At 51.1% G+C, this 25,263-nt stretch carries 27 protein-coding genes, 1 tRNA gene and 1 riboswitch; of the genes, 10 read left to right on the top strand and 18 right to left on the bottom strand.

What is annotated here, in order from left to right:
* Positions 1–56: 56 nt before the first annotated feature.
* The 3 genes from acpS to metK form a co-directional block, all read right to left on the bottom strand.
* Complete coding sequence (acpS, locus tag DBY90_RS02025) at positions 57–434, bottom strand: holo-ACP synthase (protein ID WP_003744561.1); 378 nt, start codon at positions 432–434, stop codon at positions 57–59.
* Positions 435–486: 52 nt separating this feature from the next.
* Positions 487–1,215, bottom strand: coding sequence for a pyridoxine 5'-phosphate synthase (gene pdxJ, locus DBY90_RS02020; protein ID WP_039856360.1), 729 nt, complete (start codon positions 1,213–1,215; stop codon positions 487–489).
* A 166-nt stretch (positions 1,216–1,381) separates the two neighbouring features.
* Positions 1,382–2,551 carry a methionine adenosyltransferase gene (gene metK, locus DBY90_RS02015; RefSeq protein ID WP_039856373.1) on the bottom strand — a complete coding sequence of 390 codons (1,170 nt, stop codon included), beginning with the start codon at positions 2,549–2,551 and terminating at the stop codon, positions 1,382–1,384.
* A gap of 191 nt (positions 2,552–2,742) precedes the next feature.
* Positions 2,743–2,852: riboswitch (SAM-I-IV-variant riboswitch) on the bottom strand.
* 92 nt (positions 2,853–2,944) lie between these two features.
* Here metK and DBY90_RS02010 point away from each other — a divergent pair.
* Both DBY90_RS02010 and nqrM read left to right on the top strand, forming a co-directional pair.
* Complete coding sequence (locus tag DBY90_RS02010) at positions 2,945–3,994, top strand: FAD:protein FMN transferase (protein WP_070491359.1); 1,050 nt, start codon at positions 2,945–2,947, stop codon at positions 3,992–3,994.
* 38 nt (positions 3,995–4,032) lie between these two features.
* On the top strand, positions 4,033–4,254 hold the full coding sequence (gene nqrM, locus DBY90_RS02005; RefSeq protein WP_003744568.1) for a (Na+)-NQR maturation NqrM: 222 nt from the start codon (positions 4,033–4,035) through the stop codon (positions 4,252–4,254).
* 374 nt (positions 4,255–4,628) lie between these two features.
* On the opposite strand, the gene DBY90_RS02000 is transcribed toward nqrM, so the two are convergent.
* Both DBY90_RS02000 and DBY90_RS01995 read right to left on the bottom strand, forming a co-directional pair.
* Positions 4,629–4,976, bottom strand: a complete 348-nt coding sequence (locus DBY90_RS02000; RefSeq protein WP_070491357.1) for a hypothetical protein — start codon at positions 4,974–4,976, stop codon at positions 4,629–4,631.
* Positions 4,977–4,982: 6 nt separating this feature from the next.
* Positions 4,983–5,174 (bottom strand): zinc-finger domain-containing protein, encoded by a 192-nt coding sequence (locus tag DBY90_RS01995; RefSeq protein WP_049228940.1) that lies wholly within the window; start codon positions 5,172–5,174, stop codon positions 4,983–4,985.
* Between the two features lie 315 nt (positions 5,175–5,489).
* Between DBY90_RS01995 and DBY90_RS01990 the strand changes: the two genes are divergently transcribed.
* A complete protein-coding gene (locus tag DBY90_RS01990) occupies positions 5,490–5,984 on the top strand; it encodes a DMP19 family protein (protein WP_070491355.1) in 495 nt (164 codons plus the stop codon).
* Between the two features lie 81 nt (positions 5,985–6,065).
* Here DBY90_RS01990 and recO read toward each other — a convergent pair whose 3' ends face one another.
* The 3 genes from recO to dnaX all read right to left on the bottom strand — a co-directional run bounded on the left by recO (position 6,066) and on the right by dnaX (position 9,735).
* Positions 6,066–6,806, bottom strand: coding sequence for a DNA repair protein RecO (gene recO, locus DBY90_RS01985; RefSeq protein ID WP_070491353.1), 741 nt, complete (start codon positions 6,804–6,806; stop codon positions 6,066–6,068).
* A 341-nt stretch (positions 6,807–7,147) separates the two neighbouring features.
* On the bottom strand, positions 7,148–7,483 hold the full coding sequence (locus tag DBY90_RS01980; protein ID WP_003678854.1) for a YbaB/EbfC family nucleoid-associated protein: 336 nt from the start codon (positions 7,481–7,483) through the stop codon (positions 7,148–7,150).
* Positions 7,484–7,626: 143 nt separating this feature from the next.
* Entirely contained in the window at positions 7,627–9,735 is a 2,109-nt protein-coding gene (dnaX, locus tag DBY90_RS01975; protein WP_070493322.1) for a DNA polymerase III subunit gamma/tau, read from the bottom strand.
* Between the two features lie 159 nt (positions 9,736–9,894).
* Between dnaX and DBY90_RS01965 the strand changes: the two genes are divergently transcribed.
* Complete coding sequence (locus tag DBY90_RS01965; protein WP_234403825.1) at positions 9,895–10,647, top strand: aldose epimerase family protein; 753 nt, start codon at positions 9,895–9,897, stop codon at positions 10,645–10,647.
* 122 nt (positions 10,648–10,769) lie between these two features.
* Here the strand turns inward: DBY90_RS01965 and mltB are convergent, their stop codons facing one another.
* From mltB to rpsF, 5 genes are all read right to left on the bottom strand, one after another.
* Complete coding sequence (mltB, locus tag DBY90_RS01960) at positions 10,770–11,852, bottom strand: lytic murein transglycosylase B (RefSeq protein ID WP_070493325.1); 1,083 nt, start codon at positions 11,850–11,852, stop codon at positions 10,770–10,772.
* A 112-nt stretch (positions 11,853–11,964) separates the two neighbouring features.
* Positions 11,965–12,417 (bottom strand): 50S ribosomal protein L9, encoded by a 453-nt coding sequence (gene rplI / locus DBY90_RS01950; RefSeq protein WP_070493328.1) that lies wholly within the window; start codon positions 12,415–12,417, stop codon positions 11,965–11,967.
* 16 nt (positions 12,418–12,433) lie between these two features.
* Complete coding sequence (gene rpsR / locus DBY90_RS01945) at positions 12,434–12,664, bottom strand: 30S ribosomal protein S18 (protein WP_003678863.1); 231 nt, start codon at positions 12,662–12,664, stop codon at positions 12,434–12,436.
* A 6-nt stretch (positions 12,665–12,670) separates the two neighbouring features.
* Entirely contained in the window at positions 12,671–12,967 is a 297-nt protein-coding gene (gene priB, locus DBY90_RS01940; protein ID WP_070493331.1) for a primosomal replication protein N, read from the bottom strand.
* A gap of 2 nt (positions 12,968–12,969) precedes the next feature.
* The gene (gene rpsF / locus DBY90_RS01935) at positions 12,970–13,341 is read right to left on the bottom strand and encodes a 30S ribosomal protein S6 (protein ID WP_003757376.1); all 372 of its coding nucleotides are present in this window, start codon (positions 13,339–13,341) and stop codon (positions 12,970–12,972) included.
* A gap of 212 nt (positions 13,342–13,553) precedes the next feature.
* Here rpsF and serS point away from each other — a divergent pair, with 212 nt between their 5' ends.
* Positions 13,554–14,849 carry a serine--tRNA ligase gene (gene serS / locus DBY90_RS01930; protein WP_070493335.1) on the top strand — a complete coding sequence of 432 codons (1,296 nt, stop codon included), beginning with the start codon at positions 13,554–13,556 and terminating at the stop codon, positions 14,847–14,849.
* Positions 14,850–14,980: 131 nt separating this feature from the next.
* Here serS and DBY90_RS01925 read toward each other — a convergent pair whose 3' ends face one another.
* The 3 genes from DBY90_RS01925 to DBY90_RS01910 all read right to left on the bottom strand — a co-directional run bounded on the left by DBY90_RS01925 (position 14,981) and on the right by DBY90_RS01910 (position 16,829).
* Positions 14,981–15,223: a putative hemolysin gene (locus DBY90_RS01925; protein ID WP_049228932.1), complete on the bottom strand. Its 243-nt coding sequence runs from the start codon at positions 15,221–15,223 to the stop codon at positions 14,981–14,983.
* Between the two features lie 361 nt (positions 15,224–15,584).
* Complete coding sequence (locus DBY90_RS12575) at positions 15,585–15,779, bottom strand: hypothetical protein (protein WP_141745315.1); 195 nt, start codon at positions 15,777–15,779, stop codon at positions 15,585–15,587.
* A gap of 288 nt (positions 15,780–16,067) precedes the next feature.
* Complete coding sequence (locus DBY90_RS01910; protein ID WP_070492804.1) at positions 16,068–16,829, bottom strand: OmpA family protein; 762 nt, start codon at positions 16,827–16,829, stop codon at positions 16,068–16,070.
* 441 nt (positions 16,830–17,270) lie between these two features.
* Between DBY90_RS01910 and DBY90_RS01900 the strand changes: the two genes are divergently transcribed.
* Both DBY90_RS01900 and DBY90_RS01895 read left to right on the top strand, forming a co-directional pair.
* Positions 17,271–18,221, top strand: coding sequence for a CysB family HTH-type transcriptional regulator (locus tag DBY90_RS01900; RefSeq protein ID WP_049228281.1), 951 nt, complete (start codon positions 17,271–17,273; stop codon positions 18,219–18,221).
* Between the two features lie 324 nt (positions 18,222–18,545).
* A complete protein-coding gene (locus DBY90_RS01895) occupies positions 18,546–19,460 on the top strand; it encodes a MetQ/NlpA family ABC transporter substrate-binding protein (protein ID WP_070492803.1) in 915 nt (304 codons plus the stop codon).
* A 469-nt stretch (positions 19,461–19,929) separates the two neighbouring features.
* Here the strand turns inward: DBY90_RS01895 and DBY90_RS01890 are convergent, their stop codons facing one another.
* Positions 19,930–20,787, bottom strand: a complete 858-nt coding sequence (locus DBY90_RS01890; RefSeq protein ID WP_070491345.1) for a c-type cytochrome — start codon at positions 20,785–20,787, stop codon at positions 19,930–19,932.
* 286 nt (positions 20,788–21,073) lie between these two features.
* Between DBY90_RS01890 and DBY90_RS01885 the strand changes: the two genes are divergently transcribed.
* A tRNA-Arg gene (locus DBY90_RS01885) sits at positions 21,074–21,149 on the top strand.
* Between the two features lie 105 nt (positions 21,150–21,254).
* On the opposite strand, the gene DBY90_RS01880 is transcribed toward DBY90_RS01885, so the two are convergent.
* A complete protein-coding gene (locus tag DBY90_RS01880; protein WP_070491342.1) occupies positions 21,255–22,448 on the bottom strand; it encodes an amino acid aminotransferase in 1,194 nt (397 codons plus the stop codon).
* Between the two features lie 146 nt (positions 22,449–22,594).
* Between DBY90_RS01880 and folP the strand changes: the two genes are divergently transcribed.
* The gene (gene folP, locus DBY90_RS01875) at positions 22,595–23,449 is read left to right on the top strand and encodes a dihydropteroate synthase (protein WP_107986451.1); all 855 of its coding nucleotides are present in this window, start codon (positions 22,595–22,597) and stop codon (positions 23,447–23,449) included.
* Positions 23,450–23,891: 442 nt separating this feature from the next.
* Positions 23,892–25,229 carry a phosphoglucosamine mutase gene (gene glmM, locus DBY90_RS01870; RefSeq protein WP_003743468.1) on the top strand — a complete coding sequence of 446 codons (1,338 nt, stop codon included), beginning with the start codon at positions 23,892–23,894 and terminating at the stop codon, positions 25,227–25,229.
* Positions 25,230–25,263: the final 34 nt, after the last annotated feature.

The raw sequence follows: 25,263 nt of genomic DNA, 5'->3' as shown, positions 1-25,263 counted from the left end.
GTCTGAAAATTCGGAAAAGTCGGATTTGAGAATCCGACCTGCCGATGGGTATTGTCTTATTTTTCGGCAATGACGAATGCCAACACGGTGTCTTCTTCGTCGCTCATGCTGAGGCTGACGTGGCTGATGCCTTGTTCTTCCAGCCATTTGGACAGGGCGGGGGCGTAGAAGAATTCGGGTTTGCCCAATGCGTCATGTCCGATGCCGATGTTGCGGAAGGAAACCGCGCCGCGTATGCCCGTGCCGACGGCTTTGGCGAAGGCTTCTTTGGCGGCAAAGCGTTTGGCGAGGTAGTTGACGGGCTTGCCTGCTTGCGGAAATTCGAGCAGCTCTTCGGGCGTAAGGATGCGCTCGGCAAACGCTTGTCCGAACTTTTTGCTCAGGCGGATGATGCGTTTGAGGGAAACGATGTCTGTGCCTATGCCGTAAATCATGCGGTGGTCTCCTTGTTGAGAGAAGGTCGTCTGAAAAGGTGGGTGTCGCCTATCAAGGCAGCAGCCTTGCCCTGAACATGGTTTCCTTCATCTGGCGGACGGCTTCGGGCAGGCCGAGGAAGAGGGCTTGGGCAATCAGCGAATGTCCGATGTTCAACTCGCGGATGGCGAGGATTTGGGCGATGGGGGTAACGTTGTGTATGGTCAGTCCGTGTCCGGCGTTGACGACCAAGCCCAAATCACTGGCAAAATGCGCGCCGTTTTGCAGACGCTCGAATTGTTGGATTTGTTCGGCGTGGCTGTGTGCGTCGGCGTATGCGCCGGTGTGCAGCTCGATAACGGGCGCGCCGACATCATAGGCGGCTTGGATTTGATCGTTGTCTGCATCGATGAAGAGCGAAACGCGGATGCCTGCGTCGGTCAGGATTTTAGTGAATTCGGCAATTTTTTCTTGTTGCGCCAATACGTCCAAACCGCCTTCGGTCGTGATTTCCTGACGTTTTTCAGGCACGATGCACACGTCTTGCGGCATGACTTTAAGCGCGTTTTCCAGCATTTCTTCAGTCAACGCCATTTCAAGGTTTAGGCGCGTGCGGATGGCGTTTTTGACGGCGAACACGTCCGCGTCTTTGATGTGGCGGCGGTCTTCGCGCAGGTGCATGGTAATCAAATCCGCACCGTGCGTTTCCGCGACCAATGCCGCTTCCACAGGGCTGGGATAGGTCGTGCCGCGGGCGTTGCGGACGGTGGCGATGTGGTCGATGTTTACGCCTAAGAGCATGATGTGTCCTTTCTTTGGATTTTCAGACGACCCGCTAATTGTAATCTTTCTGGTCGAAAAAGGCAGCATACCGATGCATGCTGCCTTGCTGATTGGGAAAAATTGCAGTTGCCATAAGGATGGAAGGTCGTCTGAAACTCCCTTTCAGACGACCTTTAGTACCTTTTTATACGCCTGCAGCTGCTTTCAATGCGGCTGCTTTGTCAGTGCGCTCCCAAGTAAATTCGGGCTCTTCGCGGCCGAAATGGCCGTATGCGGCGGATTTGCTGTAAATCGGGCGCAAGAGGTCGAGCATTTGGACGATGCCTTTGGGGCGCAGGTCGAAATGTTCGCGAACTAAGGCAATCAGTTTTTCTTCGCTGATTTTGCCTGTGCCGAAAGTGTCGATGGAAATCGAAGTCGGTTCGGCAACGCCGATGGCGTAGGAAACCTGAATCTGACATTGAGTCGCCAAACCTGCGGCTACGATGTTTTTCGCGACATATCGGCAGGCGTAGGCAGCGGAACGGTCCACTTTGGACGGGTCTTTGCCGGAGAACGCGCCGCCACCATGCGGAGCCGCGCCGCCGTAGGTATCGACGATGATTTTGCGGCCGGTCAGACCGCAGTCGCCTTGCGGGCCGCCGATGACGAAGCGGCCGGTCGGGTTGATCAGGTATTTGGTTTCGGCAGTCAGCATTTCGGGCGGCAGAACAGGCTTGATAATCTGCTCAATAACGGCTTTGCTCAGTTCTTCATGGCTGATGGCAGGGTCGTGCTGGGTGGACAGGACGACGGTGTCGATGCGTTTTACTTTGCCGGTTTCGCTGTCGTAAACCACGGTCAACTGCGCTTTTGCGTCGGGACGCAGCCACGGCAGGCGGCCGTCTTTGCGCAATTCGCTTTGACGCTGCATCAGGCGGTGGCTGTAATAGATGGCAAACGGCATCAAGGTCGGGGTTTCGTCGCAGGCGTAGCCGAACATCAGACCTTGGTCGCCCGCGCCTTGGTTCAGGTCGATGCCTTCGCCTTCGTTCACGCCTTGGGCGATGTCGGGCGATTGCTGGTCGTAGTACACGCCGACCGCACAGCCGTTGGCGTCAAAGCCCAGCTCGGACGAATTGTAGCCGATGCGTTTGATGGTTTCGCGTGCGACTTTGATGTAGTCCACATGGGCGGTGGTGGTGATTTCACCCGCCAACACGCACAAACCGGTGTTTACCAGAGTTTCCGCCGCGACGCGCGCTTTGGGGTCTTGTGCCAAAACCGCATCCAAAATCGCATCGGACACTTGGTCGGCTACTTTGTCCGGATGGCCTTCGGAAACCGATTCGGAAGTAAACAGATATTCGCTCATTTCAATATTTTCCTTCAAAAACAAGCCGTCCGCTTTCAGACGACCTGTTGTTTCATCATATATCCCACAACGGAAATCATAACAAAATTTCCACCTGCGCTCCATCCAAATGATAAATATTCCCACTTGGATAAAGCGGTTCGGAATCCTGCCCGTACAGAACATACAGGCAAAAAAATTCCCGCATCAAGCGGGGGGATTTGAATTGCCCTCTCGGACCACATCGGCTTTGCAGCCGTCCACCTTACCTTTCCGTCTGAAAAGCAGGTTGGCATGGAATTCCCAACTCTTAATGCAGCGCGGATGTTAGCAGAAAAGCCCTTCCCCCGCAAGCCGCGCGCCCTTGCGTTTTACGTTACAATACGTCGTCTGAAAACACCCGAACACCCTATCATGCACCTGCCCTCCGCCATTCCCGCCCTTGCCGCCGCCCTCGCCCTTACCCTGCCCTTGGGCGCATGCGGCAAAAAAACATCCGAACAAACCGTGCTTCAGGGCGAAACGATGGGCACGACCTATACCGTCAAATACCTTTCAGACGACCTTCCCAACCCGCCCGCACCCGAAGCCGTGAAAAAGCAGATTGACGGCGCGCTCGAAGAAGTCAACCGCCAAATGTCCACCTACCGCGAAGACTCCGAAATCAGCCGCTTCAACCAAATGCGCGAAACCCGCAAACCCATGCCCGTTTCCGCCGATTTCGCCGCCGTTACCGCCGAAGCCTTACGCCTCAACCGCCTCACACAAGGCGCGCTTGACGTAACCGTCGGCCCGCTCGTCAACCTTTGGGGCTTCGGGCCAAACAAAGAAATCACCCGCGAACCCACCCAAGCTGAAATCGACAAAGCCGCCGCCCAAACCGGTACCGACAAAATCATCCTCACGCAAGACGGCAAACAAGCCACGCTCGCCAAAACCCAGCCCGAAACCTATCTCGACCTTTCCTCCATCGCCAAAGGATTCGGCGTGGACAAAGTGGCAGGCGAACTTGAAAAACTCGGCATCAACAACTACCTTGTCGAAATAGGCGGCGAGTTGCACGGCAAAGGACGCAACGCCCAAGGCGAACCTTGGCGCATCGGCATCGAACAGCCCAACATCGTCCAAGGCGGCAACACCCAAATCGTCATCCCCCTCGACAACCGCTCTCTCGCCACCTCCGGCGACTACCGCATTTTCCACGTTGACCCGCAAGGCAGGCGGCTGTCCCACATCATCGACCCCAAAACCCGCCGTCCGCTGTCGCACCGTCTCGCCTCCATCAGCGTCGTCGCCGACAACGCCACCACTGCCGACGGTCTGTCCACCGGACTTTTCGTACTTGGCGAAACCGAAGCCCTCAAACTCGCCGAACAGCAAAACCTCGCCGTTTTCCTGATTATCCGCGAACAAAACGGCTACCGCACCGAAATGTCCGGCGCGTTTAAAAAACTACTCCATTAATATCCACGCACTCATATCCATCCCACAGGAACACCATCATGAAAACCCTACTCCTCACCTTCGGCCTTTTCCTCCTCGTCATCCTCGGCATGGCGGTCGGCTATATTTTCTCCAAGCGCACCATCAAAGGCAGTTGCGGCGGCATTTCCTCGCTGGGCATGAAAAAAGTCTGCGACTGCGACACCCCGTGCGACACCCTGCAAAAGAAACTGGACGAACAGAAACAGCAGGAAAACAAAGGCATCACCGTCGATCACTAAACCCTGCCCGAATCAGGTTCAGCCTTGCTTTGAGCTTGGCAACACAAAAGGTCGTCTGAAAACCGCATATTGCAGTTTTCAGACGACCTTTGATTTGAAGGTGTAGCTGTTTTTAAAAGGCAGATAACAATTTATCGAAGCTGCCTAAATCGCCGTCATTCCCGCGCAGGCGGGAATCCAGCCTTCGGTTTTTTAGAGGTGCTTAAAGATTGCCGCAAGCCCGAACCTCCGGGTTTACCGTCTCCGCGCAGGAGGGAATAACTGAACAGATACTTCCGATGTGGATTTACGATACCGAACTTGTCAAAAGGTCGTCTGAAAAACCATCGTGTAAGGTTTTTCAGACGACCTTTTGATAAGGATTTCAGACAGGATTATTCGATGATTTCGGTGAAAACGACGGTTTTACCGCCACGGGTAAGCGTGGCGAAGCCGTCTTGAAGCTGCCATCTTGTGCTTGCGTTGCGGTATTCCGTGGTTTTGGTCATCGAATGGGTTTGCGTCAGTTTTTCAACCGTACTTCCCTGATGCAGCTCGACCGTCATCGGGCTGTTGCTGTTGACGTAGATGGCGGAGATGCGGCTGCCGTCGGCGGCTTGGTAGCGGATGGCGTTGTTTTGCGCTTCGACAACGACGGCGCGCGGGGCATCGGGGCGGACGGCTTTATACGAACCGCAGGCGGCACACAGTCCGAGCAACAGCAGGAGGGCGGATCTCTTCATAGCGGCTCAATAATGGTGGTGGGGAATGTGGCCTTCGAGATGGTAACGCGTTCCGCAGTAGGGGCATTCAATGTCGCTGTCGGACTGAATCGGGAGGAAGACGCGCGGATGCCCGTTCCAAGTTTCGTGATTGGGGCCGGAGCAGTGCAGCGGCAGGTCTTTGGGCTGGATAACGACGGTTTCGGTGTTTGCGTTCATGATTTTTCCTTGGTAAATCCGACCTTATTGTACGATATAGTGGATTAACTTTAAACCAGGACGGCGTTGCCTCGCCTTAGCTCAAAGAGAACGATTCTCTAAGGTGCTGAAGCACCAAGTGAATCGGTTCCGTACTATCTTGTACTGTCTGCGGCTTCGTCGCCTTGTCCTGATTTTTGTTAATCCACTATATATCGCCTTCTTGTGCAGCGCAAAAGGTCGTCTGAAAAGAAGTTTTGATTTGATAATGCTTTGGTTATAATGCAATTTTTATAAATCAGCTTTAAATCCACTTTATTTCAGACTGGCTTTAACATGACGACACTTTTCCGGCAGGATGATTTGAACCCTCAAGATGCGGCAGAATTCCTCTACACATTGAGCGCGGCGTATTTGGATTATACGGATGCGGCAGGCGATGAGGAAATGCGGTGTTTGAACGACGAGCAGCACACGCTGACGGCTTACTGCTATTTGGACAGCCAAGTGCAGGAGGGCGGCTTTGTGCAGCTGATCGCGGCAGGTTACGGCGAATATGTGTTCCATAACCCCGTTGCCGACAGCCTGCGCCGCTGGCGGATTAAACCGACGCCTAAGATTTTGGATAAAGCGAAGGCTTTATACGAGCGGGACGGCGCAAAAATCGAGGAAATGGCGGATGGCGGGGCATCTTTGGACGAGATTCGTGCTAAGTTTCCCGATTTTGAGGAATTGGACGGCGAATATTACGAAATCACGGACGACGATATGGCGGCGGCTGTGGCGTATGTGTTGGCAAATTGGGAGAAGTTCGCAGAGATTGCGGATTGATGTGCACGGTATGCTTTTGATTTTCCGCATCAGGATGAAACTAAGAGAAAAAATCGAAATGAAAAGGTCGTCTGAAAAGGATTAAACGCCGAAACTGAATTGCTGGAGCTGTTGCAAAACCTGTCTGGATTTAATGCCTTCGGGCAGGAGGTTGTCAATCAGTAGGCGCGTAATTTTTAGCGACTGTCCGAGGCTTTCGGAGTGGGTGAAATCGCCTTCGCGCAGATGAATCAAGATGTTGCCGCCGACTGCAACACCATGGTTGCGCGGATTGAAGCGTTCGGCTTCTTCGATGGGGACGACCGCGGTTTCAGGCGTCAGCCAGTAGGTTTCTTCGGCGCGGATTGCTTCGCCATTGCCATCGTGGAACAAATCGGGCGCAAATCCCAAGCGGGTAAGTAAAGTCCATTCAAAGCGTCGCAGCGCGGCGGTATGGCTGCTTTCGCCACATACCGCCCGCATGACCGCCTCCAGCGCGTCGTAAAGCTCGGGTATCGGGTCTTCTCGAGCCGTCAGTTTGAGCATTAGTTCGTTGATATACAGGCCGCTGAACAAAGCTCTGCCTTGTGGCTGCGGCCAGCCGCCTATCCACTCCGCACGATGCAGCGTTTTCAACTCTTGCGAACCGTACCAAGAGGCGCTGACCGGTACAAACGGCACCAACACGCCGCGCAGCTCGCTCTGCCGCTTGCGCGCACTTCTCGCCAATAACGCCACGCGCCCGTAGCGGCGGCTGAACACTTCCACCCACAAACTGCTCTCGCGCCAAGGGGCGGAAGCAAGTAGGAAGACGGGTTCGTGGTTGATGCGCTGGTTGGTCATGGGCAGTTGGCGTTGCTGGGGAATGGTGGAAAAGGGCGGTTGATTGTATGGTGTATAGTGTATTAACTTTAAACCAGTACGGCGTTGCCTCGCCTTAGCTCAAAGAGAACGATTCTCTAAGGTGCTGAAGCACCAAGTGAATCGGTTCCGTACTATCTGTACTGTCTGCGGCTTCGTCGCCTTGTCCTGATTTTTGTTAATCCACTATATTTTACCAAAGCGGGCAGGGGTCGTCTGAAAATATTGGACGGGTATCGATTTGTCAAACCGATAATCCGAAGGTCGTCTGAAACTGCTTTTGGGCGTTTCAGACGACCTTTATTTGCTTTTACGGCGCGGGTTTAACGGAAGAAGTCACCCATGCCTGCGGGCAGACCTTGGGTGAACGCACCCATGGTTTTATTGGTGGTTTCTTCGGCTTTTTCAGAAGCGGCGTTGATGGCGGCGAGCACCAAATCTTCGAGCATTTCTTTGTCGTCTGCGGCTTCTTGAATCAGGTCGGGGCTGATTTCGAGTTTGCGGACAACGTGGGAACAGGTCATCACGACTTTAACCAAGCCGTTGCCTGCTTCGCCTTCTACTTCGGTCTCGGCAAGTTTCGCTTGCGCTTTTTTCATGTTTTCCTGCATTTGCTGCGCCTGTTTCATCAGGCCGCCTAATCCGGCTTTTCCGAACATATTTAAAACTCCTGTGGTTGAATCGTTAAGGTGATGGGGTGATACCGTTTTGGTGTCTAAGGGTCGTCTGAAAGCGGGTTGACGGTTTTCAGACGACCTGAATGTTTATGTATCCGAATGGAAACGGAAATTCTCGATTGCCGTTATTCCGCCTGCTCCGCCAATTCCAAAGAATCGGGCTGCCATTTGGCTTCGAAAACTTTTAAAACCTGACGCGCGGTTTCGTCGGCTTCGAGCAAATCCTGTGCCTGTTGCCTGCCTTCGAGCTGGAGGCGTTGGCGGCGCATGGTCGGGGTTTCCCAGCCTGCATCGTCGCGCCACGGTTCGGTTTGCAATTTCAATGGCAGACCGTAGGCTTCAGCGAGCGTGTTTTTGATTTTGTCGAGCCGCTCTTTGTTGGCGGTCGCGCGGGCTTCGTCGGTCATCGACAGCATCATCAGATGGCTGTCTGTGTCGTAGTTCGTCCATGCGGCGTGTTGCGCCAGCATTTGCGCGGCGCCAAGCTTGCGGGCGAAGTGTCGGACGATTGCCGCCCAGTTTTCGGTGGAAAACTCGGGCAACGGTGCAAACTGCGTGTCGTCTTCGTCGTCGCTGTCTTCTTCGGCTTCTGCCGTATCGGCAGGAACGGCGTGTTCCCAATCCGGCGGCGGGGGCATTTCTGCGCTGTCTGCTACGGGATAGTCATGCTCGGGAGAAACGTAACCGTAGAAGGGCTCTGCGGTATCATCATGCGGAAACGCTTCTGCTTCTGCGGCTTCAGCGATTGGGGTCGTCTGAATTGGGTTTGTGTTTTCAAGGTTTTCAGACGACGTTTCGGCTTGAGGGGTCGTCTGAAACGGGGTTTCTGCTTCGTTTGCGGACGGAGCATCTGCTGCTTCAGAGGTCGTCTGAACACTCTCCGCTGACTCTTGCGCAGGCGTGTCCGTTACGGTTTCTTCATCGCCTGGTGCGTCTTCCCAAGGCGGTACGTCGTTGTTTTCTTGAGTCGGAACCGGTTCGGCAACCTTGTTTTCAGACGACGTGGCAGGCGTAGGGGTCGTCTGAACGGATGGTTTGGCGGCTTCAGACGTGGGAAGTTGCAAGGGCTTTTTTGCGGTATGAACACCCGTTTCGGCAGAATGCAGCTCGGTGTTTTCAATATGTCCGCCAATGTCGTGCGCATCCGCCGCCAACGGTGCGAACGCAAGCATACGCAACAGGGTCATAACGAAGCCGGCGTATTCGTCAGGTGCAAGGCTCAAATCCTGTTTGCCGTGGATGGCGCATTGATAATAAAGCTGGATTTGTTCGCCGCTGAGTGCTTGGCTCAATTGCAACAGGGTTTCGCGCTCAGGGTCGTCGTGCACCAAAGCGGAAGGGACTGCCTGTATCAAGGCGAGGCGTTGCAACAGCATGGCAAGTTCGCTCAACGCGCTGTCAAAGCCGATGGCGCGCGCTGCCATTTCCTGCGCTTTCGCCAGCAGGGCTTCGCCGTCTTGGTTGACGATACCCGCCAGCAGTTCGTACAGATATTGTTTGTCCACCGCGCCTATCATTTGGCGGACGTCTTGTTCGGCAACGCTGCCCGAACCCATGGCGATGGCTTGGTCAAGCAGACTTAAAGCATCGCGCATCGAGCCTGCGGCGGCACGGCCTAAGAGTTGCAGGGCGGCGGGTTCGTAGGCGATGTTTTCGTTGTTTAAAACGTGGGCAAGGTGGTCGGCAACCTGCTGCGAAGTCATGTTGCGCAAGACAAATTGCAGGCAGCGGCTCAAAACGGTGATGGGGACTTTGTGCGGATCGGTGGTGGCAAGGATGAATTTGACGTGTTCGGGCGGCTCTTCCAGCGTTTTCAACATGGCGTTGAACGCGCTTTTGGAGAGCATATGCACTTCGTCGATGATATAGACTTTGTATTTGCCGGCGGTCGGCGCGTATTGGGCGTTTTCCAATACTTCGCGGATGTTGTCGATACCGGTATTGGAGGCGGCGTCGATTTCCAGCAGGTCGACGTAGCGTCCAGTGTCGATTTGCGTACAGCTTTGGCACACGCCGCAAGGTTCGCCGTGTTGCGCGTTTTCGCAGTTGAGGCTTTTCGCCAAAATACGGGCGATGGTGGTTTTACCCACGCCGCGCGTGCCGGTCAGCAGGTAGGCATGGTGCAGACGGCCTTCGTCCAGCGCGTTGCGCAAGGCTTTGACGACGTGTTCCTGACCGACTAAATCGGCAAAGGTTTTCGGACGCCATTTGCGGGCAAGAACTTGATAAGCCATAAGTTTTTCTCTGCTGGAAATAAATCGGAAGGTCGTCTGAAAAGTGGTTGAACGCCTTTCAGACGACCTTGAAAGATGCTTGGTATTTTAGCATTTTTTTGATTTTTATTAAGGATTTTCTCTCTGCATATCGGTAATGGCGCGTATACAAATGTTAGAATGTTACAAAATTTAAAACAACCTAAAGAACAAGCCGCCATGTCTGAAATCATCTTACGCAATCATTCCGCATCCATGCAGATAAACATCCTGGGCGCATATGTAGACAACTTGATTTTACAAGGTCGGGAAGTGTTATTCCCGAAAACCAGCGTCCAAGTCGGTACTGATACAAAATTACGCGGCGGGATGCACGTCTGCCTGCCGCAGTTCGGACCGGACAGTAAAAACCATTTGGCGCAACACGGTTTCGGCAGAACCTCTACTTGGCAAATCCGTTATCAAAATGAGTCAAATGTCGGCTTGAGATTGATCAGCACGGCAAAGGGCTACGAAAACGTCGAATGGCTGCTGGATTACAGTCTGCCGAACGAAAATGAAGCAGTCGCCACGCTGACTGTCTGCAATTACGGCGATGCGCCCGTGCGCACTTCGCCCGGCTTCCATCCCTATTTCCCCGCCGTCGGCACCCAATTCGATTTCAACGGCGCGCCCTACGATGCCGACTATATCGCACACACGGAATTTGTCGCCTCGCCGTCGGATACACACGTCGCGTTTGACGGACTGAAACTCGACATCCGTACGCAAAACCTGCCCGTTTACGCGCTTTGGAGCGACCGCAACGGACAATACACCTGCGCCGAACCCACCGCCGAAGGTAACGCATTTTTATCGCCTGCGCGCGGCGGACAGTTTGTATCGGGACACGGTAAAAAGCATTACGGCATGAAAATCCGTTTGATTGCTTGAGTTTTGTTGGGTTTGTAGTGATTTTCTCAAATCCACGGGCGATTTGAGCGGCTCTATTGTTTACTATCGTGAATTTGAGTTCTCAAATAAAAAACCACCTTGAAAAAGGTGGTTTTTGAATATTACAAACCGTTGTTGTTGATTGCATTGGCGATATCACGCACGGCGGTAACATACATTCGGCTGTTGTTATACTGCCAAACTGTATAGAAATTATTCAGACCGAGATAATATTCAAATACGCCCGGACTGGTTTCCAAACTGAATAAAACGGCTTTTTCATTGTCTGCAACCGCTTGTTGCGGCACCACGCCCATCGCTTTGAAATCCGCAACGGTACGGTTCAAGGCGGTTTTTTCATCAATGATGGCGTTCAAGTCAGGCGTAATCGTCAGATTGACGGGAATAATCATTTTGCCGCCTGTTTTCCAGCCGTGCTGCTTCATATAATTGGCAACAGAAGCGGCAACGTCGCCGATATTGTTCCAAATATCGCGGTGTCCGTCGCCATCATAATCAACCGCCCATTTGCGATAACTCGAAGGCATGAATTGCGGCATACCCATCGCGCCCGCATAGCTGCCTTTGAAGTCAAAAACGTTCTCTTTTTCTTCTTTCGCCATCAGCAAAAGCTCAATCAGCTCGTTTTGGAAAAACTCGGCGCGGCGCGGATAATCAAAACCTAAGGTACTCAAGGCATCGGCAACGCGGAAGCTGCCTGTGTTTTTACCGTAGTTGGTTTCAATCCCGATAATCGCCACAATCAGCTCGGCAGGTACGCCGTATTTGCGCGTCACATCATCGATAACGGCACGGTTGGCAGCGTAAAACTGTTTGCCGCCGTTGAATTTCGTTGCGCCGGAGTTGCCTGTACGGAATTCATACCAAGGGCGAGAAGTTGACGGGCGGTACATGATATTGATGATATTGCCCTTGTAAACCACGCCATTAAAAAAGTTTTGCAGCTCTGCCTCTGTAAACTGCTTTTTCGCTGCTTCGTAACGGATAAACTGGCGGACATTGGTATTGGCATTAAAGCCGCTGCTGGCAACCGATTCCGCAGCAGAATCAAAAGCAGGACGCTGGTTTTTGCTTTGATTAATCGGCTCAACCGTTTTAGCAGATTCAACGTTTGTTTTGGTTGTACTACAAGCGGAAAGCAACAACGCGGTTGATATTCCGATGAAAGGGATAAGTTTTTTCATATCTGGATTTATAGTCACTAAGGAAGCAGTCTTAATTATGCAAAAAGGTCGTCTGAAAGATGGCAGGAATATGCATTCCATTCCCTTTCAGACGACCTTTTAAGACTGTCTATTACTCGGCAGCTGCAACAACAGCAACGGTAATCGCAGCAACGGCGTCAGTGTGCAGAGCCACTTCAACTTCGTACTCGCCTACGGCTTTCAGAGGACCGTTAGGCAGGCGGATGTTGGATTTTGCAGCTTCAACGCCTGATGCAACAATCGCAGCAGCGATGTCAGCATTGGTAACGGAACCGAACAGACGACCGTCCACACCGGCTTTTTGAGCGATAGTGATGGTTTGACCGTCCAGTTTTTCTTGACGTGCTTTAGCATCAGCCAAGATTTCGGCTTGTTTGGCTTCCAATTCGGCACGACGTGCTTCGAATTCTTTCATGTTGGCTTCAGTAGCGCGTTTGGCTTTGCCGGCAGGAATCAGGAAGTTACGGGCATAACCGTTTTTCACGGTAACGATGTCGCCCAAGTTGCCCAAACCGCCGATTTTCTCTAACAGAATAATTTGCATGATTTAAACTCCAAAATTATTTGTGTTGATCGGTGTAAGGCAACAGAGCCAGGAAGCGCGCGCGTTTGACTGCAGTAGCCAATTGGCGTTGGTAATGCGCTTTGGTGCCAGTGATGCGGGCAGGGATGATTTTGCCGTTTTCAGAAATGAAGTCTTTCAGCAAATCAACTTGTTTGTAATCGACTTCTTGGATTTTTTCAGCCGTAAAGCGGCAGAATTTTCTACGTTTGAATGATTGACGAGCCATTGTCGTTTAACCTTTATATTCTTTAATGTTCTGTATGCGGAGTATCGGTCTTGGGAAGCGTTTGCTGCGCTGTGCGAGAAAGCCTTCTGCTTCAACCATCATTTCTTGCCGATACTGCCATTCTTCAGCCTGCTTACCTAAAATACGCGCAGGAATTTCAAAACTGACCAGGCATTTTTGCCCGTTTTCTTCCTGCCAAGATTCATGCTTTAACATAATATCCAAAACAGGGATTCCTGCCGGCGTATATCTCAAGGGTTCAACCTTGTAAATCAGGGCGGTAAGCTTTGTAAGATTATCCAATCTTATTCGGCTGCTGCAACTTCTTCAGCCGCACCGTTCAGCAAGTTTTTTGCTTTTTCGCCACCCAGCATAGGAGAAGCTTCGGTTACAGCATGTTTTGTTTTGATGGTCAGATGGCGCAGTACGGCATCGTTAAAGCGGAAAGCGGTTTCCAGCTCTTCAACTACTTCAGGAGTAGTTTCGATATTCATCAAAACATAGTGTGCTTTGTGGATTTTGTTAATCGGGTAAGCCAGTTGACGGCGGCCCCAGTCTTCCAAGCGGTGGATTTTGCCGCCGGCTTCGGCAATCATGGTTTTGTAACGTTCAACCATAGCAGGCACTTGCTCGCTTTGATCAGGATGAACGATAAACACGATCTCATAATGACGCATGTTATCTCCTTATGGATGATTAAATACAGCCTTTTGCCATGCGAAAGCAAAAGGCAAGGTTTGACAAAACGATGGATTCTATCCCATTCTTACTTTTTCTGCAATGCATGATATGTAAGAAAGGGTTTTTTGAATAAAAGTGTTGTCATGAAAAGATTGGCGATTTGGTTTACAATAATGCCATTTCTGAATTCTATCGAGAGAATAACAAAATGTTAGACATCCAACAGCTCCGCAGCCACACCGCAGCCGTCGCCGAACGTTTGGCGCAGCGCGGTTACGAGTTTGATACCGCACGTTTCAATGCCTTGGAAGAGCAGCGCAAAGCCGTCCAAGTAAAAACCGAAGAACTGCAAGCCTCGCGCAACAGCATTTCCAAACAAATCGGCGCATTGAAAGGACAGGGCAAACACGAAGAGGCGCAGGCAGCCATGGATCAAGTTGCCCAAATCAAAACCGATTTGGAGCAGGCAGCCGCCGATTTGGATGCCGTTCAGAAAGAATTGGACGCATGGTTGTTGAGTATTCCCAACCTGCCGCACGAAAGCGTACCCGCCGGTAAAGACGAAACCGAAAACGTCGAAGTCCGCAAAGTCGGAACGCCGCGTGAGTTTGACTTTGAAATCAAAGACCATGTCGATTTGGGCGAACCTTTGGGCTTGGATTTCGAAGGCGGCGCGAAACTGTCTGGCGCGCGCTTTACCGTCATGAAAGGTCAAATCGCCCGCCTGCACCGTGCGCTGGCGCAATTCATGCTCGATACGCATACGCTGAAACACGGCTACACCGAACATTACACGCCCTACATCGTGGACGACACTACCCTGCAAGGCACAGGCCAACTGCCTAAATTTGCAGAAGATTTGTTCCATGTTACCCGCGGCGGCGACGAGAGCAAAAAAACGCAATACCTAATTCCGACCGCCGAAGTGACGCTGACGAATACCGTTGCCGACAGCATTTTGGCGGAAGGCGATTTGCCGCTGAAGCTGACCGCTCATTCTCCATGTTTCCGCTCCGAAGCGGGCGCATACGGCAAAGACGTGCGCGGTCTGATTCGCCAACACCAGTTCGACAAAGTGGAAATGGTGCAAATCGTTCATCCCGAAAAATCATACGAAGCGCTGGAAGAAATGGTCGGTCACGCCGAAAACATCCTGAAGGCTTTGGAACTGCCCTACCGCGTGATTACCCTGTGTACCGGCGACATGGGCTTCGGCGCGACCAAAACGTATGACTTGGAAGTTTGGGTTCCCGCGCAAAATACCTACCGCGAAATTTCAAGCTGCTCCAACTGCGAAGATTTCCAAGCCCGCCGCATGAAAGCACGTTTCAAAGACGAAAACGGCAAAAACCGCTTGGTACACACTTTGAACGGCTCCGGCTTGGCGGTCGGCCGCACTTTGGTTGCGGTTTTGGAAAACCATCAAAACGCCGACGGCAGCATCAATATTCCTGCCGCCTTGCAGCCTTATATGGGCGGCGTGACCAAACTGGAAGTCCGATAAGCCGTGTAGCTGCATTCCATCGCTAACATATCAAAAGGTCGTCTGAAACCCTTAAACAAGGTTTCAGACGACCTTTCTTTATCGACTTTACGCGGCAATCAGAACATCATCTCGTCCGAATGCCCAAAGCGTTAATTTTTATTGTTCTGACGGAAATATTCCCATTCTTCAACGACCGTACCGTCCGGCAGATGGCACAGCGCATATTCGCCGCCGTCCTTGTCTTTTTTCATTTCCAATTTCCCGCCCTGCTTCACGCAAAACTCAGAAGCCGGATTAGACATACCGACCATAGGGGCATCTTCCTTACCAGACGTACCACAAGCTGCCAAAACCGTAGCGGCGGCAATGCTTAAAACAGCAGGTTTAATCATATTATTTCCTTTCGATATTGTGATTCAGACGACCTCAGCCCAAATTTCGCGGCAGGCGACACGAGCCGCCGCGCTGTGTTACGGGTCATCCGAACAGAATTAGACAGTTCCTGTTGAAAGAAAGTTCTTCACGTTTGAGTAAACAAACGCAATCAGCCCCATCGGATTATCCGCCTATTTCCTGCTTTCGCTGCTCATTCCGCCAACGATATAGTGGATTAAATTTAAATCAGGACAAGGCGACGAAGCCGCAGACAGTACAGATAGTACGGAACCGATTCACTTGGTGCTTCAGCACCTTAGAGAATCGTTCTCTTTGAGCTAAGGCGAGGCAACGCCGTACTGGTTTAAAGTTAATCCACTATACTTTAGGCGGCGGCGCCTGTCTCACACCGAAACCGAACAGCCCCGCCAACTGCCTGCTGTCTTCCAAACGTCCGCCCGCTTCCAAAGTGAATCGGCGGGCAACCTTCTTCCACGGCCACGTCAACCGTTGCTTGGCTCGCGCTTCGACGGCGTGTTCGCAACGATTGGAGACCTTTGCAAAATTCCCCAAAATCCCCTAAATTCCCATCAAGACATTTAGGGGATTTCTCATGAGCACCTTCTTCCAGCAAACCGCACAAGCCAATGCCTTTGCAAAAAAGCCTTTCTCCCGACAGCCGAAACCCAAAAACAGGTTTTCGGCTGTCGGGAGAAAGGCTTTTTTGCAAAGGTCTCTTTTTGATTATTTATGGAGGTGGGTGTAAGAGGGAGGGTAAAAAGTCTCTTAATTTGTAGAGGGGAAAATACAAATATAAGAAAACCCCGCATATGCGGGGTTTTGAATTAAAACTAAATTTAGTTAAGGTTTGGCGTAACCGTGTACACCGTTGTAGGGGGAAGGAATCCAACCTTCATCTACTGCGGGACGCTCACCTTGACCTTCAATTGTTTGACCCGGAGCGACTTGTTTAGTAACAGTGCTGCGGATTTTTACGTCAACACGGCGGTCAGGTTCGATACATGCAATCAGAGCAGCACGTTTTTTGGCTTTGGATACTTTTTTGCCCAGTTTTGCTACTTCTGCTTCACAAGTAGCAGTCATTTGAGCTTGAGATTCGCCAAGACCTGCAGCGGAAACTTTGCTGGAGGGGACACCACGGCCAACCAAGTAGTTGGCAACTACGTTTGCACGGCGTTCGGACAGAGCTTGGTTGTACTCTTCTGAACCCATAAAGTCGGTGTGGCCTTCGACACGCACAGTTTGAACGTTTTCATTGCTCAGGCGTTGGGCTAATGCGTCCAAGTTCTCTTGAGCTTCAGGGCGGAGGTTGTCTTTATCGAAGCCGAACAGTGTTTTAGAAGACAGAGATACGGTTTCGTCAACATATTCGGGAGCTTGTTGGACTGCGGCTACTGCTTCGCGGTCACCACATTCGACACGACCTTGGGTCTCTTTGTCGAAATAGCTGTTTCTCCAGCATTCGCCATAGTTGTTACGGACAACTTCTTGAGATTGGCTGCTTACGACGTAGCCGTGTTTGGTATGCGGTTCGCTTGCCATTGCGGTGCCGGAAGCAACCAATGCAACGAACAATGCGCTTAATTTCAGCTGTTTGGTCATTTTATTCCCTCATCTAAATTGTTATGCGGCGGGTGTTTAAGAACCGCTGCAAATTACCAATATACAGGCCGCAGCATACTAAGCAGCGGCAAATCGGATATATCAGTTTGCACTATAAAGAAGCATGGTGCCTACTGTCAATACTCAATGCCTCATACAATCATGAAACTGCCTGCTTCCTAGCTTCGAATCATGCCTAAAAATCAAGTTTGTGTCATTTATTTAGGACGAAATTAGAGCTTGTTGCTTTTTGTTGTTGTATGGAGGCAACAAATTATTTGGTTTGAAAAGACAGTTTTAATAATTGATTTGTATAGTGTGAGTTAAAACAAAAGTTTCTATTTGAGGTCAGAGGGCTGCCGACAATTTAGGAAAAATATGTTAAATTGTCCGTCGTTTGTAGTGCAAATCATACAAGTAAACATTGAACACGAGCCGTTTATGAAATTACAGCAATTGAGGTATGCATTGGAGGTATACCGGCATAATTTGAATGTATCTGAAGCTGCTGAAGCACTATTTACTTCCCAGCCAGGGATTTCTAAACAAATCCGGCTTCTTGAAGAGGAGTTGGGGGTGCAGATTTTTATCCGAAGCGGCAAGCGTGTGGTATCTGTGTCCCAACCGGGAAAGGCTGTTTTGGAAATTGCGGATCGGATTTTGCGTGATGTTCAGAATATTAAAAATATAGGAAGTGAGTTTACCGAACACGACAGTGGTTCTCTGGTCGTTGCGACAACACATACGCAGGCACGTTATGCTCTTCCCTTAATTGTGGCAGAGTTTGTCAAACGTTATCCTAAAGTAACGCTGACCATCAAGCAGGGTAGTCCTGCGGCGATTGCCCAGATGGTCAGTAATGGGGAGGCGGATATTGCGATTGTAACTGAGCGTATCGATGAGCATCCGGAGTTGGGTAAATTAACTTGTTATGAATGGAATCATGCGGTTATTGTGCCGCATGAACATCCTTTATTGGATTGTAAAAATCCCTTAAGTATTGAGGATTTGGCTTCTTTCCCTTTGATTACGTATGAATTTGCATTCAATCAGGGGAGTAGTATTGCCCGGGCTTTTAATAAAGCCAGGTTAGAGCAGCCTGATGTCGTGTTATCAGCAGCAGACACTGATGTTTTAAAGACGTATGTCCGTTTGGGTCTTGGTGTTGGGTTGATGGCGAAGATGGCTTACGACCCTGAGAATGACACGGATCTGGAATTAGTGGATGCCTCGCATTTGTTTGAGTCGTCTCCAACTTGGATTGCCGTTAGGAAAGATACCTATCTTAGGGGTTATGCATATGATTTTATAGAATTGTTCGCGCCTAAGCTGACACGTGAAGTGGTCGATAGAACGCTTTATGCTCCAGTTGTCGAGGACTTTTCTATTTGATCGTTGGTAATGTAATCTATTTAATATGAAATAAAAAGGTCGTCTGAAACCCTGTCTACAAGATTTCAGACGACCTTCTTTAATCTATTCGTACGTTTGGGGTAACGCGAGCTAGATCTGTTGACTTGGAAAATTGTAGGCTATCATAGCGCGTAAGTTTTGGATTGTGCCGAGTTTTATTTCGAATATACTGTGGTAATAATAAGAATCAACAGAAAAATCTGCAAAAAACACCCTGAGTTTTACCAAATAGATTTAAAATTCTCGTTTTTTGACGGCAGAGGTCGTCTGAAAACTGTTTCAATGAATTATCAGGAGTAAGATATGCAAGTAAATACTTTTTTTAAAACCCTTTCTGCTGCTACGCTTGCTGTGGTGCTTGCAGCTTGTGGTGGTCAGAAAGATAGCGCACCTGCCGCATCCTCCGCATCTCCGGTTGCCGATAATGGCGCGGCGAAAAAAGAGATCGTCTTTGGTACGACCGTTGGCGACTTTGGCGACATGGTCAAAGATCAAATCCAACCTGCGTTGGAGAAAAAAGGCTATACCGTCAAACTGGTTGAGTTTACCGATTACGTCCGTCCTAACCTCGCTTTGGCTGAAGGTGAACTGGATATCAACATTTTCCAACACAAGCCTTATTTGGACGACTTCAAAAAAGAGCACAAATTAGATATTACTGAAACTTTCCAAGTGCCGACTGCGCCTTTGGGTCTGTATCCGGGCAAACTGAAATCTCTGGATGAAGTTAAAGACGGCAGCAGCGTTTCTGCGCCTAACGACCCGTCCAACTTTGCCCGTGCATTGGTAATGTTGAACGAATTAGGTTGGGTCAAATTGAAAGACGGCGTTAATCCGCTGACTGCTTCTAAAGCCGACATTGCTGAAAATCCGAAAAACATCAAAATCGTAGAACTGGAAGCCGCACAACTGCCACGCAGTCGAGCCGACGTCGATTTTGCCATCGTTAACGGCAACTATGCCATGAGTAGTGGTATGAAGCTGACCGAAGCCCTGTTCCAAGAACCGAGCTTTGCCTATGTCAACTGGGCAGCAGTCAAAACTGCCGATAAAGACAGCCAATGGCTCAAAGATGTAACCGAAGCCTATAACTCCGATGAGTTCAAAGCCTATGCGCACAAACGCTTCGAAGGCTATAAATATCCTGCTGCATGGGGTGAAAATGCAGCCGCCGGTGCAAAAGCCGAAGCAGCGTCTACTGCTTCAGCGGCAAAATAAGCTATAAGCTAAAAAACAAAAAAGGTCGTCTGAAAACCAACATTGGTTTTCAGACGACCTTTTTAATTGGAATTCTTGCCGCAAATCGGTATGAATTGAAATTCAAGCCTGCCTCTTATCTTGTAAGTGGAGGAGTGGTGAAATAGGGAATGATGATGAAGGTATTGCTTGCGGCAATTTTGTCATTTGGGAGATCAGGCTTCAACACTGATTTTTAAGTATCTGCACAATGCGGGCTATAGAGCAGCTTGGATTTCGAATAACTTTGTTGCTGTAACGGTAATCTTGCACTTTTCCTGTTTCGGTAGGGAAAGTTAGGGTATGGCTTGTATGCAAGTATAAAATCTTAGAGTTGCCATCTGCTTTCTGTTTTTCTCTTGTTAAGCGGAAGCAGGTGGTATAGCCATCAAAAACGCACCTTGTTTGAAGGTGCGTTTTTGATCGGGTATCTATGGCGTTTTTGAACAAATCAGAATTTAGCGCCTGATTGGTTAGCCATGTAGTTGACCGCTGCTTTGACTTCGTCGTCGCTCAGACCAGCGTTACCGCCTTTGGCAGGCATGGCGTTGAAGCCTTCGAGCGCGTGTTTGTGCAGTGTGTCCTTACCTTGTTTGATACGCGGTGCCCAGTCTTCTTTTTTGCCGACATGGGGAACGCCGGGGATGGCGCCGCCGTGACACGCTTTACAGTTGGCTTCGTAAACTTTTTGACCGTCTGCACCGCCGGCTGCAGGAGCGGTTACGCCTTTGTCGTCGGCTTTAGGTGCGTCGGCTGCGGGAGCAGAACCGGCAGCGGCCGGTGCGGATGCGGCTGCATCGCCTGAAGCTGCTTGGTCGGCAGGTGCTGCGGCATCCGGATCAGGGAAGTTGCCGCCGCTCTTGTTCGCCATGTAAGTGATGGCGCGTTTGAGTTCTTGGTCGGTCAAATCGGCTGCACCGCCTTTGGCAGGCATAGCGTTAAAGCCGTTCAGAGCGTGTTGGAACAGCGTGTCGAAACCTTGTCCGATACGGGGAGCCCAATCGCCGTTGTTTTCGATTTTAGGTGCGTTGGGGACGGAGCTGTCCGCAGCGTGACATTGGAAACAGATTTTGTTGAAAATCTGATCGCCTTTGCGTTCGCCTACCGGAATGCCGTCGCCTAAAGTGAGCTGCCCTACGGGCTGGATACGGGTTTGCGTGGCGGCTTCGGACGATTGGTTAACGTCTGCGAACGAGCCGCTGCCCGCCAATTTGATGAGGAAGTAAATGACTGCAATAGCAATGATGATACCGCTCACAAGGGTAAACAATGCAGAGCCTTGGGCTTTTGAGTCGCGGAGTTGTTTCATTTGGTAGGCCTCGCCGTTAGGTTAGGTTGTGCTTTGAGTTATAGTTTGGTGTGTTAAACGCAGTTAACAATATTTTGCTGGATTATACTGAATTCACAGGGGCTTTCCAATCGCTCTTGTGGAAAATATACGCAAAGGCGGCAGTTTTTTGCCGTTTGTTCAGGGGTGGATTGGTTATGTTGTTGATTATTTGCGGGGAATTTTCTGCAAATTTGTCTTGTTTGCGCCATTCTGCATAATAGGCTTTGCCAACAGGCGGGATTTGCGTTAATCTTACGCCTTCCCTGCACCCATAGCTCAGTTGGAAGAGTGTCAGTTTCCGAAGCTGGAGGTCACAGGTTCGATCCCTGTTGGGTGCGCCAATTATAGAGAGGCCGTCTGAAAGATGAAAATTTTTCGGGCGGCCTTTTGATTTACTTCAAATAAAACTACATCGGGTTTCAGACGACCTGTTTGCTTTTTGCGTTTTATTTCAACACTTCGGCAAACGCATCGGCGACATAGGCGATGTTCGAGGCATTCAGTCCGGCGACGCACATCCTGCCCGAATCCAGCAGGTAAACGGCAAATTCGTCGCGCAACCTGCGGACTTGTTCCACACTCAATCCTGTGTAGCTGAACATGCCGCGCTGTTTGATGAAATAAGTGAAATCGCGGTTGGGGATTTGGGCGGTCAAGACGTCGTAAAGTTTCTGTCGCATGGCGCGGATGCGGTCGCGCATAACATAGACTTCGTTTTGCCATAAGGCGTAAAGTTCGGGGCTGTTCATCACATCGGCGGCGATATACGCACCGTGCGCGGGCGGGCTGGAATAGATGCGGCGGACGGTGAATTTGAGTTGTCCGAACACCAATTCCGCTTCTTCTTTATTCGGGCAAACCACGCTCAAGCCGCCGACGCGTTCGCCGTAGAGCGACAGGTTTTTCGAGAATGAATTGCTGACGAACAGCGGCAATTCCATTTCCACCGCTTTGCGGATGGCGTAGGCATCGCTGTCCAAATCGCCGCCGAAGCCTTGGTAGGCGATGTCCATAAACGGAATCAGTTTGCGCGTTTTGATGATGTGCAACACTTCGTCCCATTGCTGTTCCGACATATCCACGCCGGTCGGGTTGTGGCAGCAGGGATGCAGGATTAGGACGCTGTTTTCGGACAGGGTGTTGAAAAACGCGGTCATTTCGTCGAATTTCACGCCAACGGTGGCGGGGTCGTAATAAGGATAAGTGCCGACCTCGAAACCTGCGCCTTCAAAGATACCTCGATGGTTGTCCCAAGTCGGATCGCTGACGTAGGCGCGTGCTGCGGGGAACCAGCGATGCAGGAAATCCGCTCCGACTTTGAGCGCGCCCGAGCCGCCCAAGGTTTGTACGGTAACGATGCGTCCTTGCGCGAACGCGGGGTTGTCTTTGCCGAACAATAAATGCTGCACCGCGCTGCGGTAAGTGTTCAAACCTTCCATCGGCAGATAGGACGACGGCGCAGGCGTGGCGGCGCGGGCGGTTTCGGCACGGCTCACGGATTCCAATACGGGCATTTTGCCTTCGTCGTCGAAATAAATGCCTATGCTCAAATTGACTTTTTCGGGGCGCGGGTCGTTTTTGAAGGTTTCGACCAAACTCAAAATCGGGTCGCCGGGGTAGTATTCGACGTGTCGGTACATGGCTGTTTCCTTTGTCAGACGGTTTGGGACTTGAAACCTGATTTTGGCATTAAACGGCAGGATTTGTAAAACAGGGTCGTCTGAAAGCTGCATGATGTTTTCAGACGACCTATAATTTCGTCTTCATTATTTTACGGAACACCATCATGACCACGCGCATCTGGCAGGCAGGCAGGTTTGAAATCGGTTTGGACAAACCGAAAATCATGGGTATCGTCAACCTGACGCCCGATTCTTTTTCCGACGGCGGCATGTATTCGCAAAACGCCCAAACAGCCTTGGCTCATGCCGAACAGCTTCTAAAGGAGGGTGCGGACATTCTCGACATCGGCGGCGAATCGACGCGGCCGGGTGCGGATTATGTTTCGCCTGAAGAAGAATGGGCGCGGGTTGAGCCTGTTTTGGCGGAAGTGGCGGGGTGGGGCGTTCCCATCAGTTTGGACACGCGCCGTACGGTGATTATGGAAAAAGCGTTGGCGCTCGGCGGTGTCGATATTATTAATGATGTGGCGGCGTTGAATGACGAGGGCGCGGTCGAATTGCTGGCGCGTCAATCGGACACGGGTATTTGCCTGATGCACATGCAGGGTTTGCCCAAAAACATGCAGATTAATCCGAAATATCAAGATGTTGTCGGTGAAGTAGCGCGGTATTTGAAAGCGCGGACGGCGGAATGTATCGCGGCAGGCATTGCGCCGCAACGCATCGCGCTTGACCCCGGTTTCGGTTTCGGCAAAACCTTGCAACACAATATCGCGCTGATGCGGCATTTGCCCGAATTGATGGCGGAAACAGGCTTTCCGCTGCTCATCGGCGTGTCGCGCAAACGCATGATAGGCGAGCTGACCGGCGAGGCAGAGGCGGCGGAACGCGTACACGGCAGCGTGGCGGCTGCTTTGGCTTCCGTAGCGCGTGGCGCGCAAATTGTGCGGGTGCATGATGTGAAGGCGACGGCGGATGCGTTGAAGGTGTGGGACGCCTTAGGCATTACCGGTATTTAATAGCTTCTGTTTTGGAAGCAAAAAAAACATTTGAAAATGAAATGTCGGCAGTCCCTGAAATATAGTGGATTAACAAAAATCAGGACAAGGCGACGAAGCCGTAGACAGTACAGATAGTACGGAACCGATTCACTTGGTGCTTCAGCACCTTAGAGAATCGTTCTCTTTGAGCTAAGGCGAGGCAACGCCGTACTGGTTTAAAGTTAATCCACTATAGTGATAAAGAGGTCGTCTGAAAACGAGTTTGGCGGTTTCAGACGACCCGTTTGTTTAATCCGGTTAACTTGTTTCGGGTTTTGATAAGATAAGAAACTATACCGCTCAGGCTCAATCTAATTACGCTAAACATAAATCCCAACAGTTTTGCATAAAATCCCTCTATACTGCCCGTTATGACATTTACGGGTAACCCCATTCTAAAACATCCTCACGGAGTAAACTCATGGCAAAAAAATATTTCGGCACGGACGGCGTGCGCGGCGAAGTCGGTCAATTTCCGATTACTCCCGATTTCGTATTGAAACTCGGTTATGCGGCGGGGCAGGTGTTGGTGCAGCATGACGGCGGGCAGAAGCCGACCGTCCTGATCGGCAAAGATACGCGCATTTCCGGCTATATGCTCGAAGCCGCGCTGGTGGCGGGCTTTACCGCCGCAGGTGTCAATGTTATCCAAACCGGTCCGCTGCCTACGCCGGGCGTGGCTTATCTGACTCGTGCGCTGCGTTTGTCCGCCGGTGTGATGATTTCCGCGTCGCACAACGTCTATTCCGACAACGGCATCAAATTCTTTGCCGAAGGCGGTGTGAAACTGAGCGATGAAATCGAGTTGGAAATCGAAGCCAAAATCGACGAGGAAATGAAAACCCAGCCGTCCGCCCGTCTCGGACGCGCCCGCCGTATCAACGGCGCGGACGATCGCTACATCGAATTCTGCAAATCCACCTTCCCCAGCCATTTGGATTTGCGCGGTCTGAAATTGGTGGTCGATACCGCACATGGCGCAGGCTATGACGTTGCGCCCAAAGTGTTCCACGAACTCGGTGCGCAAGTCGTCAGCATCGGCGACGAACCCAACGGCTACAACATCAACGAAAAATGCGGCGCAACCCATCCCAAAGCCTTGCAGGCCGCCGTATTGCAAAACGAAGCCGACTACGGTATCGCGTTGGACGGCGACGGCGACCGCCTGATGATGGTCGACCGCAACGGCAAAGTGTACGACGGCGACAGCCTGATTTACGTCATTGCCAAAGCCCGCGCCCGCGAAGGCATCAACATCGGCGGCGTGGTCGGCACGGTTATGACCAATATGGCGATGGAAATTGCCCTGAAAGAGCAGGGCGTCGATTTCTGCCGCGCCAAAGTCGGCGACCGCTATGTGTTGGAACAACTGAACCAACGCGGCTGGCTCATCGGCGGCGAAGCCAGCGGCCATATTTTGTGTATGGACAAACACAACACCGGCGACGGTATCATCTCCGCGCTGCAAGTTTTGGCGGCGCTGCAAATCCTGAACCAAGACCTTGCCACCGTTTGCGCCGACTGGCAGCCGTATCCGCAAACCATGATCAACGTGCGCATTCAAAAAGGTCAGAAATGGCAGGAAGCCTCGAAAGATGTATTGGCTGAAGTAGAAAAAGAGCTCGAAGGCAAAGGCCGCGTCGTATTGCGCGCATCAGGTACCGAACCAGTCGTGCGCGTCATGGTCGAAGCGCGTCAGGCGGACTGGGCGAAAAAGGGTGCGGAACGCATCGCGGCAGCCATCACCGGCAAGCAGTAATGCCGTCAAAAAATCAATCAGGTTTTTAGCAAAC

Origin of the sequence: Neisseria mucosa (assembly GCF_003044445.1) — a bacterium.
In the GTDB taxonomy this organism is placed as follows: Bacteria; Pseudomonadota; Gammaproteobacteria; order Burkholderiales; family Neisseriaceae; genus Neisseria; species Neisseria mucosa_A.
Note: the sequence above shows the minus strand (reverse complement) of the source record. Positions and strands in the feature narration are given on the sequence as shown.

Bases quoted from the DNA above. Each gene is read 5' to 3' on its own strand.
- DBY90_RS01965 (WP_234403825.1), top strand. From the start codon at position 9,895: ATGTTACAAAATTTAAAACAACCTAAAGAACAAGCCGCCATGTCTGAA.
- DBY90_RS01900 (WP_049228281.1), top strand. From the start codon at position 17,271: ATGAAATTACAGCAATTGAGGTATGCATTGGAGGTATACCGGCATAAT.
- mltB (WP_070493325.1), bottom strand. From the start codon at position 11,852: ATGAAAAAACTTATCCCTTTCATCGGAATATCAACCGCGTTGTTGCTT.
- folP (WP_107986451.1), top strand. From the start codon at position 22,595: ATGACCACGCGCATCTGGCAGGCAGGCAGGTTTGAAATCGGTTTGGAC.
- rplI (WP_070493328.1), bottom strand. From the start codon at position 12,417: ATGCAAATTATTCTGTTAGAGAAAATCGGCGGTTTGGGCAACTTGGGC.
- recO (WP_070491353.1), bottom strand. From the start codon at position 6,806: ATGACCAACCAGCGCATCAACCACGAACCCGTCTTCCTACTTGCTTCC.
- pdxJ (WP_039856360.1), bottom strand. From the start codon at position 1,215: ATGCTCTTAGGCGTAAACATCGACCACATCGCCACCGTCCGCAACGCC.
- DBY90_RS01910 (WP_070492804.1), bottom strand. From the start codon at position 16,829: ATGACCAAACAGCTGAAATTAAGCGCATTGTTCGTTGCATTGGTTGCT.
- dnaX (WP_070493322.1), bottom strand. From the start codon at position 9,735: ATGGCTTATCAAGTTCTTGCCCGCAAATGGCGTCCGAAAACCTTTGCC.
- nqrM (WP_003744568.1), top strand. From the start codon at position 4,033: ATGAAAACCCTACTCCTCACCTTCGGCCTTTTCCTCCTCGTCATCCTC.
- DBY90_RS01890 (WP_070491345.1), bottom strand. From the start codon at position 20,787: ATGAAACAACTCCGCGACTCAAAAGCCCAAGGCTCTGCATTGTTTACC.
- DBY90_RS01990 (WP_070491355.1), top strand. From the start codon at position 5,490: ATGACGACACTTTTCCGGCAGGATGATTTGAACCCTCAAGATGCGGCA.
- DBY90_RS02000 (WP_070491357.1), bottom strand. From the start codon at position 4,976: ATGAAGAGATCCGCCCTCCTGCTGTTGCTCGGACTGTGTGCCGCCTGC.
- rpsR (WP_003678863.1), bottom strand. From the start codon at position 12,664: ATGGCTCGTCAATCATTCAAACGTAGAAAATTCTGCCGCTTTACGGCT.
- DBY90_RS01895 (WP_070492803.1), top strand. From the start codon at position 18,546: ATGCAAGTAAATACTTTTTTTAAAACCCTTTCTGCTGCTACGCTTGCT.
- metK (WP_039856373.1), bottom strand. From the start codon at position 2,551: ATGAGCGAATATCTGTTTACTTCCGAATCGGTTTCCGAAGGCCATCCG.
- DBY90_RS01995 (WP_049228940.1), bottom strand. From the start codon at position 5,174: ATGAACGCAAACACCGAAACCGTCGTTATCCAGCCCAAAGACCTGCCG.
- serS (WP_070493335.1), top strand. From the start codon at position 13,554: ATGTTAGACATCCAACAGCTCCGCAGCCACACCGCAGCCGTCGCCGAA.
- acpS (WP_003744561.1), bottom strand. From the start codon at position 434: ATGATTTACGGCATAGGCACAGACATCGTTTCCCTCAAACGCATCATC.
- DBY90_RS02010 (WP_070491359.1), top strand. From the start codon at position 2,945: ATGCACCTGCCCTCCGCCATTCCCGCCCTTGCCGCCGCCCTCGCCCTT.
- rpsF (WP_003757376.1), bottom strand. From the start codon at position 13,341: ATGCGTCATTATGAGATCGTGTTTATCGTTCATCCTGATCAAAGCGAG.
- glmM (WP_003743468.1), top strand. From the start codon at position 23,892: ATGGCAAAAAAATATTTCGGCACGGACGGCGTGCGCGGCGAAGTCGGT.
- DBY90_RS01925 (WP_049228932.1), bottom strand. From the start codon at position 15,223: ATGATTAAACCTGCTGTTTTAAGCATTGCCGCCGCTACGGTTTTGGCA.
- DBY90_RS01980 (WP_003678854.1), bottom strand. From the start codon at position 7,483: ATGTTCGGAAAAGCCGGATTAGGCGGCCTGATGAAACAGGCGCAGCAA.
- DBY90_RS01880 (WP_070491342.1), bottom strand. From the start codon at position 22,448: ATGTACCGACACGTCGAATACTACCCCGGCGACCCGATTTTGAGTTTG.